The organism is Streptomyces griseorubiginosus (genome assembly GCF_036345115.1).
Lineage (GTDB): Bacteria > Actinomycetota > Actinomycetes > Streptomycetales > Streptomycetaceae > Streptomyces > Streptomyces griseorubiginosus_C.
Genome location: NZ_CP107766.1, coordinates 7,460,324 through 7,478,670, shown reverse-complemented (window position 1 = coordinate 7,478,670; position 18,347 = coordinate 7,460,324). Strand labels below are relative to the sequence as shown.

The following is an 18,347-nucleotide window of genomic DNA, read 5'->3' as shown; positions in this document are numbered from 1 at the left end:
GCCCGGCCGAGTGGACGGCGGGACCGGGAACCTACCGGTGCACGGAATGCCGCACTCCCACTTGTTTCCTTTCGGTTGCCCGTTCTGTCCGTTCTGGTCAGGATCGTCAGGTGACCCTGACCAGACCCACCGCCGAGACGGCTGACGCGAGCGGGCCCGCGCGGCGCCCCGGCGTCGGCCGCGCGGCCGCCGTCCTCGTGCTGGCGACCCTGGCCGTGGCGATACCCCTGTTGGGCCCGTCCGCCGCGCTGCACGAAACCGGGGAGGCCGCCGCGCCCGGTACCGCCGGGGTGGCCCTCCTGCGAGCGGTCCTGTTCGGGGCGCTGTGCGTGCCGCTGGGCGAGTTGCTCGTGCGCCGGCTCGCCCGCTCGGTACCGGGCGCTCCCCCGAACGGCCCGCGTTCCTGGGCCTCTTACGCCGCCGCCGGTGCCGTCGCCGCGCTGGGCCTCGCCGCGGTCGTCGCGACCGGCAACCGCGTGCCGCACAGCCTCGCCCAGATCGACGTCGGCGGCCTGTACGCCTCGCGCGACGGCAAGCTGGCCCTGCTGGAGGTCAACGCGTTCCTGGTGGCCGGGCTGTGCGCCCGCTCGGCACGGCCCGCCGTCCAGGTGTGGCCCCTGGGCGCCGTGGTCGTGGCGGAGGCGCTGCGCGCGCATCCCCCGGCCGAGCACACCGCGCTGGTGGGCTCCGGGCTGACGCTGGTTCACCTGGTCTGCGCCGCGCTGTGGGCGGGTGGACTGCTGCATGTGCTGCGGACACTGCGCCGCTGGGGCCCTGTGGAGCAGGGTGTGGCGCTGTTCGGGCGCTACGCGCGCGTGGCAGCCGTTCTGCTCGCCGGCGTGACCGCGACCGGGGTGTGGAGCTCGCTGCGCCGGATGCCGTCCGGCACGGTCCTGACACAGCTGACCGACACCGCCTACGGGCGCACCCTGCTCGCCAAGGTGCTCCTCGTCGTGGTCGTCGCGGCGCTCGCGCTGTGCGCCCGGCTGCGGTTGCGCCGCGCCCCCGACCCACTGGCGGCCTGCGTCCCCGCGCGCGTGGAGGTCGCCGCGCTGGGGCTGGTGGTCGTGGTGTCGGGTCTGCTGACGGCGTTGCCGCTGCCGATCAGATGGTGAGCGGCGGCTGGTCGATGCGGTGGTGAGCCCGCTGGTCGGTGCGGAACCGAGCGCCGGCTGGTCGGTGCGGAACCGGGCAACCGATGCGACACCGAGCAGCCGGTGACCGCTAGTTGGTGACGAGGACCTTCAGGGCGGTGCGCTCGTCCATGGCCTTGTAGCCGTCGGGGACGCCCTCCAGGTCGACGGTCATGTCGAAGACCGGCGAGGCGTCCACGGTGCCGTCCAGGACGTCGGGCAGCAGCTCGGGGATGTAGGCGCGGACCGGCGCCACACCGCCGCGCAGCGCGATGTTCCGGTCGAACATGACGCCGAGGTCGACGCCGGTGCCGCTGCCGTGGGGCACGCCGACGAAGCCGATGGCGCCGCCGTCACGGGTGATGTTGACCGCCGTACGCATGGACTGTTCGGTGCCGACGGCCTCGACGACGGCGTGCGCGCCCTGGCCGCGGGTGAGTTCGCGTACGGCCTCGACGGCGGCGTCCCCGCGCTCGGCGACGACGTCGGTGGCGCCGAAGCGCCGGGCGATGTCGGTGCGGACCTGGTGGCGGCCGAGGGCGATGATCCGTTCCGCGCCGAGCCGCTTGGCGGCGAGCACCGCGCACAGACCGACGGCTCCGTCGCCGACGACGGCGACCGTGGCGCCCGGGCGGGCTCCCGCGCCGAGGGCCGCGTGGTGACCCGTGCCCAGGACGTCGGACAGGGTCAGCAGGGAGGACAGCAGACGGCCGTCGGAGGCCGCCTCCTTGGGCAGCCGTACGAGGGTGCCGTCGGCGTAAGGCACGCGTACGGCCTCGCCCTGGCCGCCGTCGTAGCCGACGGAGCCCCAGAAGCCGCCGTGCTCGCAGGAGGTGGTCAGGCCCTCTCGGCAGTAGTCGCAGACGCCGTCGGACCACATGAAGGGCGCGACGACGAGGTCACCGCGCTTGACGGTGGCGACTTCGGAGCCGGTCTCCTCGACCACGCCGAGGAACTCGTGTCCGATCCGCTGTCCCGGCTGCCGGGCCGCCTCGCCGCGGTAGGCCCACAGGTCGCTGCCGCAGATGCAGGCGCGCAGCACCCGCAGCACGGCGTCGGTGGGCAGCTGCACCACCGGCTCGGGGACGTCCTCCACGCGCATGTCGTACGGGGCGTGGATGGTGGTGGCGCGCATGGCGAGGGTCCTTCTCGTGCGAGGGCGTGACGGCGCTCAGGGGGTGGTCGAGCGCACCTCACCGTACGTCGCCATCGGCCCCGGGCGCGCTTCAGGGGCTCGCAGGGTGCCGCTGGCCAGCAGGAACTGGGCGGCGATGTAGGTGAGTATGATCCACAGGTCGGGTCGGGGCAGCTGGGGCCAGTCGGCGACGCCGGTGGCGATGAGGGTGTCCGAGAGCAGGAAGAGGGCGCCGCCCGCTCCGGCGACGGGGCCGAGGCGGAGGGCGGCGGTGCAGGCCATGGCCACGAGCAGGGTGCTGTAGCCGGCGACGGGGACGCGGAGGTCGGCCGGCAGGTCCGGCCACAGCAGGGTGACTGTGGCGCCGAGGGCCACGCCGTAGGCCGGGGCCAGGAGGGCCGCTCGCGCGCGTGGTGTGCCATGACGGGCGAAGAGGGCGAGATAGCAGACGTGTCCCGCGGCGAAGGAGGCCATGCCCGCGAGGAAGGCCGGGTCCGCGTCCGACAGCAGCAGGACGTCACCGCCCCAGCCGCACAGGAGCGCCGCGACGAGGAGGCGCGGTGCGCCCCGGGTGGCCGCCCAGGCGGCGAGCAGCGGCATCAGGAGGGGCTTGGCGACGGTGTGGCCGCCGTGGAAGCCGACGGCCAGGGAGGTGAGGTCGACGGTGGCGGTGAGGGCGAAGGCGGTGAGGAGGGCGAGAGGGGCGCGGTGGGTGAGGTGACTGCGGCGAGGACCGTAGCTGCTGATGGTGTTCGGGGTTCTCACGCGGGCACGGTTTCCTCGGCGGTGTCCGGTGCGGGTGCCGGCCCCCAGCCGGGCCCCCGGAAGACTCGGCCCGCCCGTTCGCGCCAACTCCGTGCTTTCTTGATGTCCTTGATGATCGCCACGTACTCATGGGTGGCCACCTTGATCGGGTTGAACGTGTTGATGTTCTTGGTCAACCCATAGACCGGCCGTACGGTCTCCGCGACGAACGAGCCGAAGATGCGGTCCCACACGATGAGGATCCCGCCGAAGTTGCGGTCCAGATAGCCGCCCTGGGAGGCGTGGTGGACGCGGTGGTGGGACGGGGTGTTGAACACGAACTCGAACCAGCGGGGCATCTTGTCGATGCGTTCGGTGTGGATCCAGAACTGGTAGACGAGGTTCGCGGAGGAGCAGAAGGCGAGCGCGGCCGGGTGGACTCCCGCGGCGATCAAGGGGACGTAGAACGGCCAGACGGTCAGGCTCGTCCAGGGCTGGCGCAGCGCGGTGGTGAGGTTGAACTTCCGGCTGGAGTGGTGGACGACGTGGCAGGCCCACAGGATGCGGATGACGTGGTGGCCACGGTGGGACCAGTAGTAGAAGAAGTCCTGCGCTAGCAGCATCAGGGGGACCGTCCACCACAGGACGGGGACGCGCAGCGGGGTGAGTTCGTGGATCGCCGTGTAGATCGCGACGATGGGGATCTTCCAGAGGAAGTCGAAGAAGAGGCTGCCGAGTCCCATGCCGACGCTGGTGGCGGCATCTCTCGTCTCGTAGCCCGCCGCGTCCTCGTCGGGATGGATGCGGACGCTGATCACCTCGACGACGGTGAGCAGCACGAAGGCGGGTATGGACCAGACCACGACATCGGGGAGGTTCGGCATGCGTGCACCGTAGAACCGGCGGTGGGGCACGGCTAGACGTTGTTACCCACAAGTATTTCCGGGGGTACGCGCTTGCTTCTTGGTGATCTCCACCAAGGGTGTCAGTGGGTGGACCTACGCTGCGGAGGCAGGGGAGGGGGAGGTCGGGGATGCAGGGACTCGAGGTCGTACTGGTTCGCCTGGCGTCGACGGTGGTGCAGACCGTGGCCAAGACGGCCCTGGCGCCACGGTCGGGTGCGGGTCTCGTGCCGGATCCGGTACGGCCGCTGCCGAAGCCGGCGGGGCCGGAACGGCTGGCGCAGGTGCTGGGCGGGCGGATCGCGGGGGCGTACGCCTCAGTGCCGGAGAACGAGCGACTGGCCGCGGTGGCGGCCGTGCAGGACACGTTCGCGGCGGCGGGATCCCTGGACGCCGAGCGGTTGTTCGCGGTGGACCTGGATCCCGGGCGGCTGGCGGATCAGCTGCGGCGCCAGGTCGACGATTTGGCCGGCCCCGGCCAGGACCTGTACCGGGAGCTGCTCGGGCTGTGCTGCGAGCACATCGTCGAGCAGTTGACCGCGCAGCCGTCGTTCGCGGCGCGCGCCGCGGTGGAGCAGACGCGGCGGACGGGCGAGCTGCTCAAGGCACGGCCCACGTCGGCCAGGCCGGACTTCGAGGGGCGGTACACGCGGTTCGTCGCCGACACCCACTCCCGGCTGGAGCTGTTCGGAGTGACCCTCGGCGGACGGCGACGGGCGGAGTGGGAGCTGGACACGGCGTATCTGAGCCTGGCGGTCAGCGGGGAGCGGCGGTACGAGCCGCAGCGCGAGGGCATGCCCCCGGAGGCGCCGGCGCCCGTGAAGGTGGAGCAGGCGCTCGCAACGGCCGGTCACCGACTGCTGCTGCGCGGACCGGCCGGGTCGGGCAAGTCGACGCTGCTCCAGTGGCTGGCGCTGAACGCGGCCCGGCAGAGCTTCGGTCCGCAGCTGGCCGACTGGAACCGGTGCGTGCCGTTCGTGCTGCGGCTGCGCTCCTTCCACACGCCGGACGGGCTGCCGATGCCCGAGGACTTCCTGCCGGCTTCGGGGGTGCCGTTGCGCGCCCCCGACGGCTGGGTGGAGCAGTTGCTCACCAGCGGGCGGGCGTTGGTGCTGGTCGACGGGGTCGACGAAGTGCCGACGCGGCTTCGTGAGCGGACCGAGAAGTGGCTGAAGTCGCTGCTCACGGCGTTCCCCCGGGCGCGGTACGTGGTCACCACCCGTCCCTCCGCGGTCCCCGAGGACTGGCTGTCGGCGCAGGGCTTCGCGGCGCACACCCTGTTGCCGATGGAGCGCGAGGACATCAGGGCGTTCGTGCGGCACTGGCACGACGCGGCCCGCCAGGAGTGCGGGCCGGAGTCGGAGCGGTCGGTGCTGGAGCGGTACGAGACGAGTCTGGGCGAGGCGCTGACCACCCGTAGGGACCTGGGGCGGCTGGCGACGAATCCGCTGATGTGCGCGTTGCTGTGCGCCCTCCACCGGGACCGGCGGATGCATCTGCCGCGCGCCAGGAAGGAGTTGTACGACGCTGCGCTGGACATGCTGCTGGTCCGGCGGGACACGGAACGCGAGATCACCTCGGTGGAGGGAGTGTCTCTTTCGCGGGACGAGCAGACGGCGCTGTTGCAGAGGCTCGCGTACTGGATGATCCGCAACGGCCAGGTGGAGGCGGCCCGGGCAGAGGTCGTCGCCATGCTCGACGAGTGGCTGGCGGCGATGCCGCAGGTGCGGGAGCAGGGGGATGCCGGGCAGGTCTTCGCCCATCTGCTGATCCGCAGCGGGCTGCTGCGGGAACCTGTGCCGGGGTATGTCGACTTCGTCCACCGAACGTTCCAGGACTACCTGGGTGCCAAGGCAGCCGTGGAGGCGCGGGACTTCGGGGTGCTGGTGCGGAACGCGCATGACGACCAGTGGGACGACGTCGTGCGAATGGCGGTGGGGCATGCCCGGGTGGAGGAACGCGCCCGGCTGTTACGGCAGTTGCTGCGGCGGGCGGACAAGGTGCGCCGGTATCGGGAGCGGTTGGTCTTGTTGGCGGCGGCGAGTCTGGAGCATGCGTCGGAGTTGGATCCCGAGGTGCGGGGGGAGGTCGAGCGGCGGACTTCGGAGTTGTTGCCGCCGCAATCTCTAAAACAGGCGGAGCCCTTGGCCAAGGCGGGGGAATTGGTTTTGGAGCTGCTGCCGGGCCCCGATGAGGCGACAGAACGCGAGGCACCGGCAGTGGTACGCACTGCCCGCTTGATCGGGGGTGACGCGGCTCTGGAGTTCATCAGAAGGTTTCGCACGGATCAGCGACTGTCCGTACGCTCTGAACTCAACCTCGCCTGGCCCTCGTTCGACACGATCGAGTTTTTCGAGGCAGTGCTCGAAGGAACCGTGGAGGCCGGGCAGATGCTCACGGTGGATCACGTCGAGAAGCTCGCTCTCCTACCACGCCTCCCTCAACTCACCATGCTGCTCCTGAACGGCAACCACGGAATTCCTCCAGCTGTCCTCGCACACTCGCCACTGGAACACTTGACGCTCGGCCACAACGATTTGATCAGTGATCTCTCACCCCTGCGAGAGCTACCGCACCTTCGCAGCCTGGCCCTCAACCGCTGCAGAGCTGTCACGGATCTCGCTACACTCTCGGGTCTTCCGTTGAATCAGCTCTATATATATGAGCCGCTCCGAGAACTCTCGCTGGCTCCTCTATCCGAACTGCCTGACCTTCGGCAGCTCATCTTCGATTTCGCGGCTGTTGAGACGAGCCTGAACCAGCTCGACTTCGCCCCACGGCTCACGGGCCTCGGCTTACTGCAGGACGCTTGCGCCATGAATCTGGCCGGGCTTGAAGCATTGACCTCCCTCGAATGGCTCACTGTCAATACAGAGCAGCAGTGGCGGACTTTCCTTTCCGCAGGAACATTCTGCACGCTCGCCAGACTCCAGATCCTGGACGTGCCTCACGTCGACCTCGCCGCCGTTCTGCCTCACCAGGGCCTGACCTCGCTCTTCCTCACCAAAGCCCAACAGGTGGACCACCTCGGAGCCCTAGCCGAGCTGCCCGCCTTGAAGTACGTCGGCTTCTCCCGCTGTGGCCCTGTCGACCTGACCCCGCTCGCCCCTCTCAACGGCGTCGAAGTCCGCCTGTTCGACTGTGACCAAGTCGTCGGCACCAGCCTCTTCCCCTCGGACCGCCTCCTCATCGACTAGACCCCCGCCGCCCCCAACAGCACCCCCACCCCATAAGTGACCCCCATCGCCACCAACCCGCCCCCCACGTTCCGCACGACCGCCCGCCTCGGTGCCGCCGCCCCCAAGCGCGCGCTGCTCCAGCCGGTCAGTACCAGGGTGCCCACCACGGACACCACCGTCACCGGCACCCGCCAGTCCGACGGAGGGAGGACGATGGCGAGCAGGGGGAGGATCGCGCCTGCTGTGAAGGCCAGGAAGCTTGCCCAGGCCGCGTGCCAGGGGTTGGTCAGTTCGTCCGGGTCGATGCCGAGTTCCACGCGCGCGTGGGCGCGCAGTGCGTCGCGTTCCGTCAGTTGTTCCGCCGCCTCACGGGCGACCTCGCGCGACAGGCCGCGTTCCTCCAGGAGCTGTGTCAACTCCTCCAGCTCCGCCTCCGGTTGCTCGCGGAGCTCCCGCTTCTCCTGGGCCAGCGCCGCCTTCTCGGAGTCCCGCTGGGTCGACACGGACACGTACTCGCCGGCCGCCATGGACATCGACCCGGCCAGCAGGCCCGCCAGACCCGCCGTCAACAACGCGGAGCGGACGCTCGTCGCTCCGGCCACGCCGACGACCAGTCCCGCCGTCGAGACGATGCCGTCGTTCGCGCCGAGGACCGCCGCCCGCAGCCAGTTGAGGCGGGTGCCGAGCCCGCCGCCGTGGGCCTCGCCGTGCGCCGGTCCGCTCACACCCTCTTCGGTCATCCCCGGAGGATCGCACCCCGGTCCTCGACAGCCCGGTACCGACGCCGCCGTGAGGGACTGTCAGTCCCGGGCCGTATCCTCAGGGACCATGCTCGAAGACCAGACGACCGCAGCGTCCTCCCCCACAGCGTGGCCGGCCGCGTATCCGCAGGGATACGCGGTCGTCGACGTGGAGACCACCGGCCTGGCCCGCGACGACCGGATAATCTCCGCGGCCGTCTACCGGTTGGACGCCCGCGGAGAGGTCGAGGACCACTGGTACACGCTGGTCAACCCGGAGCGCGATCCCGGCCCGGTGTGGATCCACGGTCTGACGAGCGACACCCTCGAAGGCGCGCCCCTCTTCCAGGACATCGCCGACGAGTTCTCGGCCCGTCTCGACGGTCGCGTCCTCGTCGCGCACAACGCCGTCTTCGACTGGCAGATGATCGCCCGCGAGTACGCCCGCGCGGGGCGGGTGGCTCCGGTGAACCAGCGGCTGTGCACCATCGTCCTGTCCAAGGAGCTGGGCCTGCCGCTGCCCAACCACAAACTCGAGTCGCTGGCCGCCCACTTCGGCGTCGTACAGCGGCGGGCGCACCACGCCCTCGACGACGCGCGCGTGCTCGCGGAGGCGTTCCGGCCGAGTCTGCGGGCCGCGGCCGCGCGCAGTGTGCGCCTGCCGCTGCACGAGTGCCGGCCGCTGACCGAGTGGACGGACCGGGCCGTGCCCCGGCAGTCGGCGGGCTACGGCGGCTACCGGCCGACCAGTTGGCGGCCCGCGCGCAAGCGGCCCGCGTGCCCCTACCCCAACCCGGGACGGTACGAGGACGGCAGGCCGCTCAAGCAGGGCATGCGGATCGCGTTCTCCGGGGACACCTCGACCGAGCGAGACCTCCTGGAGGACCGGGCGATCGAGGCCGGGCTGCATGTCGCCACCAGCATCTCCCGGCTGACCAGTCTCCTCGTCACCAACGACCCGGACTCGGGCACGTCCAAGGTGGTCAAGGCCCGGCAGTTCGGCACACCGGTCGTCGACGAGGCGGCCTTCGGGCAGCTCCTCCGGGATGTCGAGCCGGCGTCGGAGGGGTGACCGGCAACGAAGGGGACCGTACGGCCGCTGCCGACGGACGGGTGATTGTCGTACGACTCGCCCGGCGCCGGCTCGCCCCCACGGCGGCCACGGCTCACCCTGTGGCGCATGGCGACTTGCGAAGTTTGCGGCAATAACTACGGCATGACCTTCGAGGTGCACGCCCAGGGCGCGGTGCACGTCTTCGACTGCTTCTCCTGTGCGATCCACCGGATGGCACCGATCTGCGAGCACTGCCGGGTGCAGATCATCGGGCAGGGAGTCGAGGTCGAGGGCCACTGGTTCTGCGGTGCGCACTGCGCCCGCGCGGAGGGGAAGGTGGGCATCGTGGATCGGGTCTGACCCACCCCTGCCCAAGGCACCCCACGACCCGAGAGGTACCGTCGTGGGGTGTACCGCTTCCTGTTGTCCCGGCAGTGGGTGATCCTCACGCTGGTCGCCCTGCTCCTCATCCCCACGATGATCCGGCTGGGCATCTGGCAGATGCACCGCTACGAGGAGCGCAGCGCACGCAACCAGCTGGTGACCGACGCGCTGAACGCCAAGCCGGTGCCCGTGGAGGAGATGACCTCGCCGGGGCACACGGTCACCACGCACGACCGGTACCGCAAGGTCACCGCCAAGGGGCACTTCGACACCGCCGCCGAGGAGGTCGTCCGGCGCCGCACCAACTCCGACGACGAGGTCGGCTACCACGTGCTGACCCCGTTCGTCCTCGACGACGGCAAGGTGCTGCTGGTCAACCGGGGCTGGATCCCCTCCAACGGCCCGAGTCAGACCGCGTTCCCGAAGATCCCCGCGCCCCCCGCCGGCGAGATCACCGTCACCGGGCGGCTGATGCCCGACGAGACGACCGCGGCGAGCGGCATCAAGAACCTCAAGGGGCTGCCGGACCGGCAGATCATGCTGATCAACAGCGAGCAGGAGGCCCGGCGGCTCGGCAAGCAGGTCCTCGGCGGCTACATCGCGCAGATCTCACCGGAGCCGAAGGGCGACACCCCCGAGCTGATCGGCGGCAACCCCGGCAGTGAGGACGCCGCACTGAACTACGCCTACGCGATCCAGTGGTGGCTGTTCTCGGTCGGCGTGCCGATCGGCTGGGTCATCCTGGTGCGGCGCGAGCTGCGCGACCGCCGGGAGAAGGCGGAGCAGGACAGCGCCGCGGAGGTTGAGCCGGCCGCGGTGTGATGCGCCGAGGCGCACCCCACGTCCGCCAGGGCACTCGCGCACCGTCCGGGCGCTCGGCATCCTCCAGGGCACGCGCCCACCGTCAGAGCACTCGGCATCCACCAGGGCACCCGCCCGCCGTCAGAGCACTCGGCTTCCTCCACGGCCCTCGACATCCGCCAGGGCGCTCGGCATCCCCCAGGCCGCTCGGCCGGCCGCCCTCAGACCCCCTTGCGGTCCCTCCAGTACAGGAACGTGCGCTCCGGGTCCGGCAGCAGTTCCCACGGGTGCCGGGTCATATGGCGGCCCAGCCGCCGGAACACCGGTGCCGCGTCGGTCGGCCGGTGGGTGCGGACCAGGGCGAAGGCGAGGAGGTTGAGGTCGGCGACGGCCTCGGCGTGCGGTACGGCGGCGGTGTGGAACCAGTCGGTCAGGGCCGCCTCGATCTCGGCGCCGGCCCCGGGTTCGTTCCAGTGGCCGTCCGCCCCGAACGGCAGCTGCCGCTGCCGGTGCGCGACCAGTTCGACGCGGGCCGCCAGCGGGAGCAGGGCGAGCGGTGAGCCGTGCGGGGCGCGGGCGGCGCCCTGCCGGGCGAAGTCCGTCATGTCGACGACCGAGCCGTGTCCGCGGGGGGACAGATAGTCCAGCAGCCGGTGGTAGGCGCCCCGGTGCCACGGAGCCCGGGTGACGGCCTCGGTCCACACGGGCACGGCGTCCCTCGGCGGTACGGCGGCGCGGTACATCAGGTCGAGGAGGGCCAGCCAGGGGGTGGGGTCCTCGGGACACGCCTCGGCGGCCCGCAGACAGGCCCGCTCGGCGTCCCGGACACCGGCCCACCCCTCGGCCGGGGAGTGCCGGCCACTGCGGACACAGGCCCGGAGCACCCACGCGTCGCCGTCACCGGGCCGTTCGGCGATCCACCGCTCGCTCACCGCGGCCGGCAGTCCGCCCGCCAGTACCGACATCCGGTGCCACCGGCGATCCCAGTCCCTGCCCGTGTCCCGCAGCAGCTCGGCGACCGGTTGCCAGAGCGGGCGGCTGGACCCCGCGCCGAGGCCGTGCGACTGGAGCGTGGGGCGCAGCTCGGTCAGTGTCGCGTGCAGCGCGTCGTCATCGAGGGCGGGGCGGACCAGCAGGGCGTGGCGGCGGCGTCTGAGCATGTCGGTCCCGGGGTGAGTGTCGAGGGATCACAGGGCGGGCAGTGCGCCCGCCCCGTGATCCGCAGCGGAAGCAGTGACGCCTCAACAGCACCGCCCCTGCGGACGGGCCTCCCGATGCCGCGTGCGCAGCACCTCGTACTCCCGCCGGGTCGGTACCGGAGCGAGGGGATGGTGGCGCAGATGCCGCTCGCGGTAGCGGTCGTACTCCGCCTCCCCCGTCAGTTCCCGCAGGTACCACCGGACTCCCCGAGCCCAGCGCCGGGCGGTCGCGGTCATGAGCGCACTCCCACCAGCTCCTCACCGGCCTGCCCGGGGACACCGATCCGCGACTCGACGTACGGCGCCTCGGTCGTCGGCAACGCCCCCGCCGCCCGGACCGCCCGCACGCACACCACCCCCGCGTTGACGATCACCACCGCGACCAGCACCAGGAACACCGCGATCAGCACCCCGTCGACCGTGGAGTTGGTCACGACCGTGTGCATGTCGTCCAGGGACTTGGCCGGTGCGAGGACCTGGCCCGCGTCGATGCCGTCCGCGTACTTGGTGCGCTGGGCGAAGAACCCGACCCGGGGGTCGTCGGAGAAGATCTTCTGCCAGCCCGCGGTGAAGGTGATCGCGACCACCCAGGCCAGCGGCACCCCGGTCACCCAGGCCCAGCGGAGCTTGCCGGACTTGACGAGGACCGTCGTGCACACGGCCAGCGCGATCGCGGCGAGCAGCTGGTTCGCGATGCCGAAGAGCGGGAAGAGCTGGTTGATCCCGCCGAGCGGGTCGGTGGCGCCGGTGTAGAGGAAGTAGCCCCAGGCCGCGACGACCAGTCCGCTGCACAGCCAGATGCCGGGCTTCCAGTTGACCCGGCCGACCGGCTTCCACACGTTGCCGAGCATGTCCTGGAGCATGAAGCGGCCGACCCGGGTGCCCGCGTCCACCGTGGTCAGGATGAACAGCGCCTCGAACATGATCGCGAAGTGGTACCAGAAGGCCTTCATGGCCGTACCGCCGAACACCCCGGAGAAGATCTCCGACATGCCGACCGCGAGGGTCGGGGCGCCGCCGGAGCGGGCGATCAGGGTCTGTTCCTCGACGGCCTTGGCGGCCTGGGTCAGCTGGTCGGGGGTGATGGTGAAGCCGAGGCCGGCCACCGCATGGGACGCCGACTCCGCCGTGGCGCCGAGCAGGCCCGCGGGTGCGTTCATCGCGTAGTACAGGCCCGGCTCCAGGGTCGCCGCCGCGATGAGCGCCATGATCGCGACGAAGGACTCCATCAGCATGGCGCCGTAGCCGATCATGCGGACCTGCGACTCCTTCTGGATCAGCTTCGGTGTCGTACCGGAGGACACCAGGGCGTGGAAGCCGGAGAGCGCGCCGCAGGCGATGGTGATGAACAGGAAGGGGAAGAGGGACCCGGCGAACACCGGCCCGGCACCCGAGCGGGCGAAGTCGCTCACCGCGTCCGCGCGCAGCACCGGAGCGGCGACCACGACGCCCACCGCGAGCAGGGCGATGGTGCCGATCTTCATGAAGGTGGAGAGGTAGTCGCGCGGGGCCAGGAGCATCCAGACCGGGAGGACGGACGCCACGAAGCCGTAGCCGACCAGGCAGAAGACCAGGGTCGTGGGGCTGAGGGTGAAGGTCGAGGCCAGCGAGGAGTTCTGGACCCAGCTGCCGCCGACGATCGCGAGGAGGAGCAGCGCGACCCCGATGAAGCTGGTCTCCACGACCCGGCCCGGGCGGATGCGGTGCAGCCAGAAGCCCATGAACAGGGCGATCGGGATGGTCATCGCGACCGAGAAGGTGCCCCACGGGGAGTGGGCGAGGGCGTTGACCACGACCAGGGCCAGCACGCCCAGCAGGATGATCATGATGGCGAACACCGCGATCAGGGCCGCCGCGCCGCCCGCCCTGCCGATCTCGTCCCGGGCCATCTGCCCGAGCGACTTGCCGTCCCTGCGCATGGACAGGAAGAGGACCACCATGTCCTGGACCGCGCCCGCGAAGATCACTCCGGCGACGATCCACAGGGTGCCGGGCAGGTAGCCCATCTGGGCCGCGAGGACCGGGCCGACCAGCGGTCCGGCGCCCGCGATCGCCGCGAAGTGGTGACCGAGCAGGACCCGCTTGTCGGTGGGGTGGAAGTCGACGCCGTCCTCCAGGCGTTCGGCCGGGGTGGCGCGGCGGTCGTCCGGCTTCAGGACGCGGCGGGCGATGAAGCGGGAGTAGAAGCGGTAGGCGATCGCATACGAGCCGAGCGCGGCGACGACCAGCCAGACCGCGGAGATCTTCTCGCCCCTGGCCAGTGCGAGCACGCCCCAGGCGACCGCGCCGAGCAGCGCGACGAGGGCCCACAGGAGGATCGAGCGGGGTGACATTCGTGATTTTTCAGGCGCCTCGAGGGCAGGCTGAAGGACGGTTTCGGGCATGGCGGCTCCTCACCAAGAGCGGTGCAAGATCAGACGGTGCAGGATCGGACGGTGCAGGGTCGGAAGGGCTCAGCGACGATGTCGGTCCGTCAGCGCGTACGCGGCCAGCAGGCACAGACCGCACCCCGGCACCCAGGCGAGCTGGTACCAGTAGAAGAACGGCGTGCCCGCGAGGCGCGGCTCCGCACCGGCGTACATCGGGACCCACAGCAGTCCCGCGGCGGGGGCGAGCAGCAGTACGGCGATCGCGACGCGCCGTAGCCGGTGATGACCGGTCCGTGCCATGACCTGCGCTCCTCTCCCCTTCGCTGTGGGTCTGTGCAAGAGTTGCCCACCTCCCGCGGACGGTTGACAGCGAATTCCGGGGAGATTTCCCGCCGATGTCCGTCATCCGAACCGGCGGTGAGCGCAACTAATGCGCGAGGGCACAGCCATCCCCGCGCACACACCCGGGGCACACCAAGGACGGTGACCATGGCCGACGGCGCCATGACCGCGACGTTCCTCGCCGTGATCGGCGGGGCGTCGCTGCTCGCCGTGACCGCGCGCCGGCTGCGCCCCAGCGACCGGCTGCCGTCCCTGGAGGGCTGGGCGCTGGCGGACCGGAGCCTCGGCCCGGTGTGGACCTGGCTGCTGCTGGGCGGCACGATCTTCACCGCGTACACCTTCACGGCCGTACCGGGACTGGCGTACGGCAACGGCGCGGCCGCCTTCTTCGCGGTGCCGTACACGGTGATCGTGTGCCCGATCGCGTTCGTGCTGCTCAGCCGCCTGGGCGAGGTGGCCCGCCGGCACGGCTACATCACCGCCGCCGACTTCGTGCGCGGCCGCTACGGCTCGGCGCCGCTGGCCCTGGTGGTCGCGCTGACCGGGATCCTGGCGACGATGCCGTACCTGGCGCTCCAGCTGCTCGGGATAAGGGCCGTGCTGACCGCGGGTGGCGTGTATCCGAAGGGCGCGACCGGTGATCTGGTGATGGTGGCGCTGTTCGCGGGGCTCGCGGTGGCCACCTACCGGCACGGGCTGCGGGCGCCCACCGTGATCTCCGCGCTCAAGGCGGTCGCGGTCTTCGTCTCGCTCACCGCCGTGACGTGGCTGGTCCTGGAACGGCTCGGCGGACCGGGCGCGGTGTTCGACGGCGCCGCCGAACGCCTCGGCGGCCCCGCCCTGCTCCTCTCCCCCGAGCAGCAGCCCGCCTACGCCACCCTCGCCCTCGGCTCCGCGCTCGCCCTGCTGATGTACCCGCACGTCCTGACCGCCGGTTTCGCCGCCGACAGTCCGCGCACCCTGCGCAAGGTGGCCGTGGCCCTGCCCGCCTGGACGGGGCTGCTCGCGCTCTTCGGGTTCCTGGGCGTCGCGGCGCTCGCGGCCGGGGTGCGGGCGCCGGAGGGCGGCGCCGAGACGGCCGTACCGATGCTGGTGGACCGGCTGATGCCGGGGCCGCTGGCCGGGCTGGTGTTCGGCGCGATCACCGTGGGGGCGCTGGTCCCGGCGGCGGTGATGTCGATCGCGGCGGCCACCAGCTTCGTCCGCAATGTGTACGTCGAGTACGTGCACCCGACCGCCACGCCCAAGCGGCAGGTGCGGATCGCCAAGGCGGTGTCGCTGACGGCCAAGGTCGGCGCGGTCGCCTTCGTGTTCGGGCTGCGCGACCAGGACGCGATCAACCTCCAGCTCCTCGGCGGGGTCTGGATCCTGCAGATCTTCCCGGCCGTCGCCGTGGGCCTGTTCACCGGGCGGCTGCATCCGCGGGCGCTGCTCGCGGGGTGGGCGGTGGGGATGCTGGCCGGCACCTTCCTCGTCGTGCGCGAGGGGTTCTCGTCGATCGGCGCGGGGCCCTTCCAGATCTACGCCGGTCTCGTCGCCCTGCTGCTGAACCTGACCGTCGCCCTGGCCGGGACCGCGGCCCTCGAACGGCTCGGCGTCCCGCGCGGCGCCGACCTGACCGACCTACCGTCGCGCCTGACCGTCAGGCGGCGCCCCGAGACGGGAGCGAACAACCCGTGAGACAGCATCTGAGACACGGCACCGCCGTACCCGTCCCGCTCGCGCCCGCCGCGGCCGATCCGGCCGAGCTGGAGCGCGAGGCCGGGGTGGCCCGGCTGTTCGAGCTGCACTACGCGTCGATGCTCCGGCTGGCCGTGCTGCTCGGCGCCGACGACCCGGAGAACGTGGTCGCCGAGGCCTACTACCAGATCTACCGGAAGTGGCGGCGGCTGCGGGACACCGAGGCGGCGGAGGCCTATCTGCGCTCCACCGTCTGCAACCTGACCCGGATGCGGATACGGCACCTCCAGGTGGCCCGCAAGCACGTCGAGGCGCCGCCGACCGAACTGGTGGCCTCCGCGGAGAGCACCGCGCTCCTCCACGACGACCAGCGCGTCCTCATCGACGCGCTCCAGCAGCTGCCCGCCCGGCAGCGCGAAGCACTGGTGCTGCGGCACTGGCTCGGCCTGAAGGAGGGCGAGATCGCCTCCGCGATGGGGATCTCCAGCGGCTCCGTCAAGACCCACACGGCACGCGGCCTGGCCGCCCTGACCCAGGCGATGGAGGCCAGGCGATGACACACCGAGACGCGACCGAGTCGCGCACCGCGCAGGAACTCCAGGAGGCCCTCGCCGCACTGGCGGGCGGGGTGCACGCGGCCCCCGACGCCTATCGCACGGCACGCGGCGAGTGGCTGCGCCGCGAACGCCGCCGTCGGCTCGTCCTCACCGTCCTCATCGCCGTCGTGTTCGCGCTGGCGACGCTGATCGGGCTGTGGGTGCTGAACCAGACACCGGCGCACTCGGGGGTGATCTTCTCCGGGACAGCCGCGTCACTCCCCCGGCCGCACCCCTGATTGCCCCCGCGACCAGCAGGGAAACCGCACTGCGTGCACCCCCGAACCCCACCGGCTCACCGGATCCCCCGTATCGAGGACTACGCCCTCGTCGGCGACGAACAGACCGCCGCCCTGATCGGCACGGACGGCTCCGTGGACTGGCTGTGCCTGCCCCGCTTCGACTCGGCGGCCTGCTTCGCGCGGCTGCTCGGCGACGAGGAGAACGGCCACTGGCGGATCGCCCCGGAGGGCGCGGACCGGTGCACCAGGCGCGGCTACCGTCCCGGCACCCTCGTCCTGGACACCGAGTGGGAGACCGACGAGGGCGCAGTGCGGGTCACCGACCTGATGCCGCAGCGCGATGTCGCCCCCGACCTCGTACGGGTCGTGGAAGGGCTGCGCGGCCGGGTCACCGTGCGCAGCACGCTCCGGCTGCGCTTCGAGTACGGCTCGATCGTGCCCTGGGTCCGCCGGGTCGACGAGCAGCGGGTGGCGATCGCGGGGCCCGACTCGACGTGGCTGCGCAGCGTGCCCCCGGTGCGCACCTGGGGCGAACACCTCGCGACGCACTCGGAGTTCACCGTCGAGGAGGGCGAGAAGGTCGCCTTCGTCCTCACCTGGCACCCCTCGCACGAACCGCGCCCGCCGCTGACCGACCCGTTCGAGACGCTGGAGAGCAGCGTGGCCGACTGGCAGCAGTGGTCGGCGCGCTGCCGCTACGACGGCCCGCACCGGGACGCCGTCATCCGCTCCCTGATCACCCTCAAGGCGCTCACCTACCGCCCGACCGGCGGCATCGTGGCCGCGGCCACCACCTCGCTGCCGGAGGAGATGGGCGGGGTGCGCAACTGGGACTACCGCTACTGCTGGCTGCGCGACTCCACCCTCACCCTGGCCGTCCTGGTGCAGTGCGGCTACCTGGAGGAGGCCGAGGCCTGGCGGAACTGGCTGCTGCGCGCGGTCGCCGGCGACCCGGCGGACCTCCAGATCATGTACGGCGTCGCGGGCGAGCGGCGGCTGCCCGAGTTCGAACTGCCGTGGCTGTCCGGCTTCGGCGGCTCCCGGCCGGTCCGCATCGGCAACGAGGCCGTGAAACAGCTCCAGCTGGACGTGTACGGCGAGGTCATGGACTCGCTGTCGCTGGCCCGGCGGGCCGGACTGCCCGCCATCCCCCACATGTGGTCCTTGCAGAGCGTGCTGCTGGACTTCCTCCGCTCCTCCTGGCGGCAGCCGGACGAGGGGATCTGGGAGGTGCGCGGCGGCCGCCGCGACTTCGTCCACTCGAAGGTCATGGTGTGGGTCGCCGCCGACCGCGCGGTGCGTGCCCTGGAGGCGTTCCCGAATCTGACCGGCGACCTGGACGGCTGGCGCGCACTGCGCGAGGAGGTCCACCGCGAGGTCTGCGAGAAGGGCTACGACCCCGCACGCAACACCTTCACCCAGTACTACGGCTCCCGCGAACTCGACGCGTCCCTGCTGCTGATCCCCCGCGTCGGCTTCCTGCCCGCCGACGACCCCCGGGTCGTCGGCACCATCGACGCGGTCCGGGCGGAGCTGGAGCACGGCGGATTCGTACGGCGGTACAGCGCCGAGGAGACCCCGGTGGACGGGCTGCCCGGCGGCGAGGGGACCTTCCTGGTGTGCTCGTTCTGGCTCGCCGACGCGCTGCACATGACGGGCCGCAGGAAGGAGGCGCGGGACCTGTTCGAACGGCTGCTGGGGCTGGCCAACGACGTGGGGCTGCTGTCCGAGGAGTACGACCCGGTGGCCGGAGCGCAGCTCGGGAACTTCCCGCAGGCGTTCAGTCACATCGGACTGGTGAACACCGCCCTCACCCTCTTCGGGGGCGAGGAGGCAGGATAGGGGTC

At 71.5% G+C, this 18,347-nt stretch carries 17 protein-coding genes; 9 read left to right on the top strand and 8 right to left on the bottom strand.

Translation table 11 applies throughout. From position 1 onward, the window contains the following. The first annotated feature begins 110 nt into the window (after positions 1–110). Positions 111–1,115: a CopD family protein gene (locus OHN19_RS33775; protein WP_330267832.1), complete on the top strand. Its 1,005-nt coding sequence runs from the start codon at positions 111–113 to the stop codon at positions 1,113–1,115. 109 nt (positions 1,116–1,224) lie between these two features. Here OHN19_RS33775 and OHN19_RS33770 read toward each other — a convergent pair whose 3' ends face one another. Genes OHN19_RS33770 through OHN19_RS33760 form a run of 3 tightly spaced genes read right to left on the bottom strand, consistent with a single transcriptional unit; the run spans position 1,225 to position 3,896 of the window. Next, positions 1,225–2,268, bottom strand: coding sequence for a zinc-dependent alcohol dehydrogenase family protein (locus OHN19_RS33770; RefSeq protein ID WP_330267831.1), 1,044 nt, complete (start codon positions 2,266–2,268; stop codon positions 1,225–1,227). A gap of 36 nt (positions 2,269–2,304) precedes the next feature. Beyond that, positions 2,305–3,015: a lysoplasmalogenase gene (locus OHN19_RS33765; RefSeq protein WP_330269771.1), complete on the bottom strand. Its 711-nt coding sequence runs from the start codon at positions 3,013–3,015 to the stop codon at positions 2,305–2,307. Between the two features lie 14 nt (positions 3,016–3,029). Beyond that, positions 3,030–3,896: a sterol desaturase family protein gene (locus tag OHN19_RS33760; protein ID WP_330267830.1), complete on the bottom strand. Its 867-nt coding sequence runs from the start codon at positions 3,894–3,896 to the stop codon at positions 3,030–3,032. Positions 3,897–4,045: 149 nt separating this feature from the next. On the opposite strand from OHN19_RS33760, the gene OHN19_RS33755 reads away from it, so the two are divergent. After that, entirely contained in the window at positions 4,046–7,111 is a 3,066-nt protein-coding gene (locus OHN19_RS33755) for an NACHT domain-containing protein (protein WP_419249551.1), read from the top strand. On the opposite strand, the gene OHN19_RS33750 is transcribed toward OHN19_RS33755, so the two are convergent. Continuing rightward, positions 7,108–7,833 carry a VIT family protein gene (locus OHN19_RS33750; protein ID WP_330267828.1) on the bottom strand — a complete coding sequence of 242 codons (726 nt, stop codon included), beginning with the start codon at positions 7,831–7,833 and terminating at the stop codon, positions 7,108–7,110. The genes OHN19_RS33755 and OHN19_RS33750 overlap by 4 nt on opposite strands. A gap of 88 nt (positions 7,834–7,921) precedes the next feature. Between OHN19_RS33750 and OHN19_RS33745 the strand changes: the two genes are divergently transcribed. From OHN19_RS33745 to OHN19_RS33735, 3 genes are all read left to right on the top strand, one after another. Continuing rightward, positions 7,922–8,905 (top strand): DEDDh family exonuclease, encoded by a 984-nt coding sequence (locus tag OHN19_RS33745; RefSeq protein ID WP_330267827.1) that lies wholly within the window; start codon positions 7,922–7,924, stop codon positions 8,903–8,905. A gap of 108 nt (positions 8,906–9,013) precedes the next feature. Continuing rightward, positions 9,014–9,247, top strand: a complete 234-nt coding sequence (locus tag OHN19_RS33740) for a hypothetical protein (protein WP_079083468.1) — start codon at positions 9,014–9,016, stop codon at positions 9,245–9,247. Between the two features lie 48 nt (positions 9,248–9,295). Continuing rightward, entirely contained in the window at positions 9,296–10,093 is a 798-nt protein-coding gene (locus OHN19_RS33735) for an SURF1 family protein (protein ID WP_330267826.1), read from the top strand. Positions 10,094–10,293: 200 nt separating this feature from the next. On the opposite strand, the gene OHN19_RS33730 is transcribed toward OHN19_RS33735, so the two are convergent. From OHN19_RS33730 to OHN19_RS33715, 4 genes are all read right to left on the bottom strand, one after another. Further along, on the bottom strand, positions 10,294–11,232 hold the full coding sequence (locus OHN19_RS33730; protein WP_330267825.1) for a hypothetical protein: 939 nt from the start codon (positions 11,230–11,232) through the stop codon (positions 10,294–10,296). 81 nt (positions 11,233–11,313) lie between these two features. Then, entirely contained in the window at positions 11,314–11,508 is a 195-nt protein-coding gene (locus tag OHN19_RS33725) for a YbdD/YjiX family protein (RefSeq protein ID WP_330267824.1), read from the bottom strand. After that, positions 11,505–13,604 carry a carbon starvation CstA family protein gene (locus OHN19_RS33720; RefSeq protein ID WP_330267823.1) on the bottom strand — a complete coding sequence of 700 codons (2,100 nt, stop codon included), beginning with the start codon at positions 13,602–13,604 and terminating at the stop codon, positions 11,505–11,507. Before OHN19_RS33720 ends, OHN19_RS33725 begins: the two co-directional genes overlap by 4 nt. Positions 13,605–13,724: 120 nt before the next feature. Next, a complete protein-coding gene (locus tag OHN19_RS33715; RefSeq protein ID WP_057618211.1) occupies positions 13,725–13,940 on the bottom strand; it encodes a DUF3311 domain-containing protein in 216 nt (71 codons plus the stop codon). A 189-nt stretch (positions 13,941–14,129) separates the two neighbouring features. Here OHN19_RS33715 and OHN19_RS33710 point away from each other — a divergent pair, with 189 nt between their 5' ends. The 4 genes from OHN19_RS33710 (at position 14,130) to OHN19_RS33695 (ending at position 18,342) form a co-directional block, all read left to right on the top strand. Then, on the top strand, positions 14,130–15,662 hold the full coding sequence (locus OHN19_RS33710; RefSeq protein WP_330267822.1) for a sodium:solute symporter family protein: 1,533 nt from the start codon (positions 14,130–14,132) through the stop codon (positions 15,660–15,662). Then, positions 15,659–16,219: a sigma-70 family RNA polymerase sigma factor gene (locus tag OHN19_RS33705; protein ID WP_330267821.1), complete on the top strand. Its 561-nt coding sequence runs from the start codon at positions 15,659–15,661 to the stop codon at positions 16,217–16,219. The genes OHN19_RS33710 and OHN19_RS33705 overlap by 4 nt, the downstream gene beginning before the upstream one ends. After that, positions 16,216–16,497: a hypothetical protein gene (locus OHN19_RS33700; RefSeq protein ID WP_123988308.1), complete on the top strand. Its 282-nt coding sequence runs from the start codon at positions 16,216–16,218 to the stop codon at positions 16,495–16,497. The genes OHN19_RS33705 and OHN19_RS33700 overlap by 4 nt, the downstream gene beginning before the upstream one ends. A 63-nt stretch (positions 16,498–16,560) precedes the next feature. After that, a complete protein-coding gene (locus tag OHN19_RS33695; protein WP_330269770.1) occupies positions 16,561–18,342 on the top strand; it encodes a glycoside hydrolase family 15 protein in 1,782 nt (593 codons plus the stop codon). The last annotated feature ends 5 nt before the right edge of the window (positions 18,343–18,347 follow it).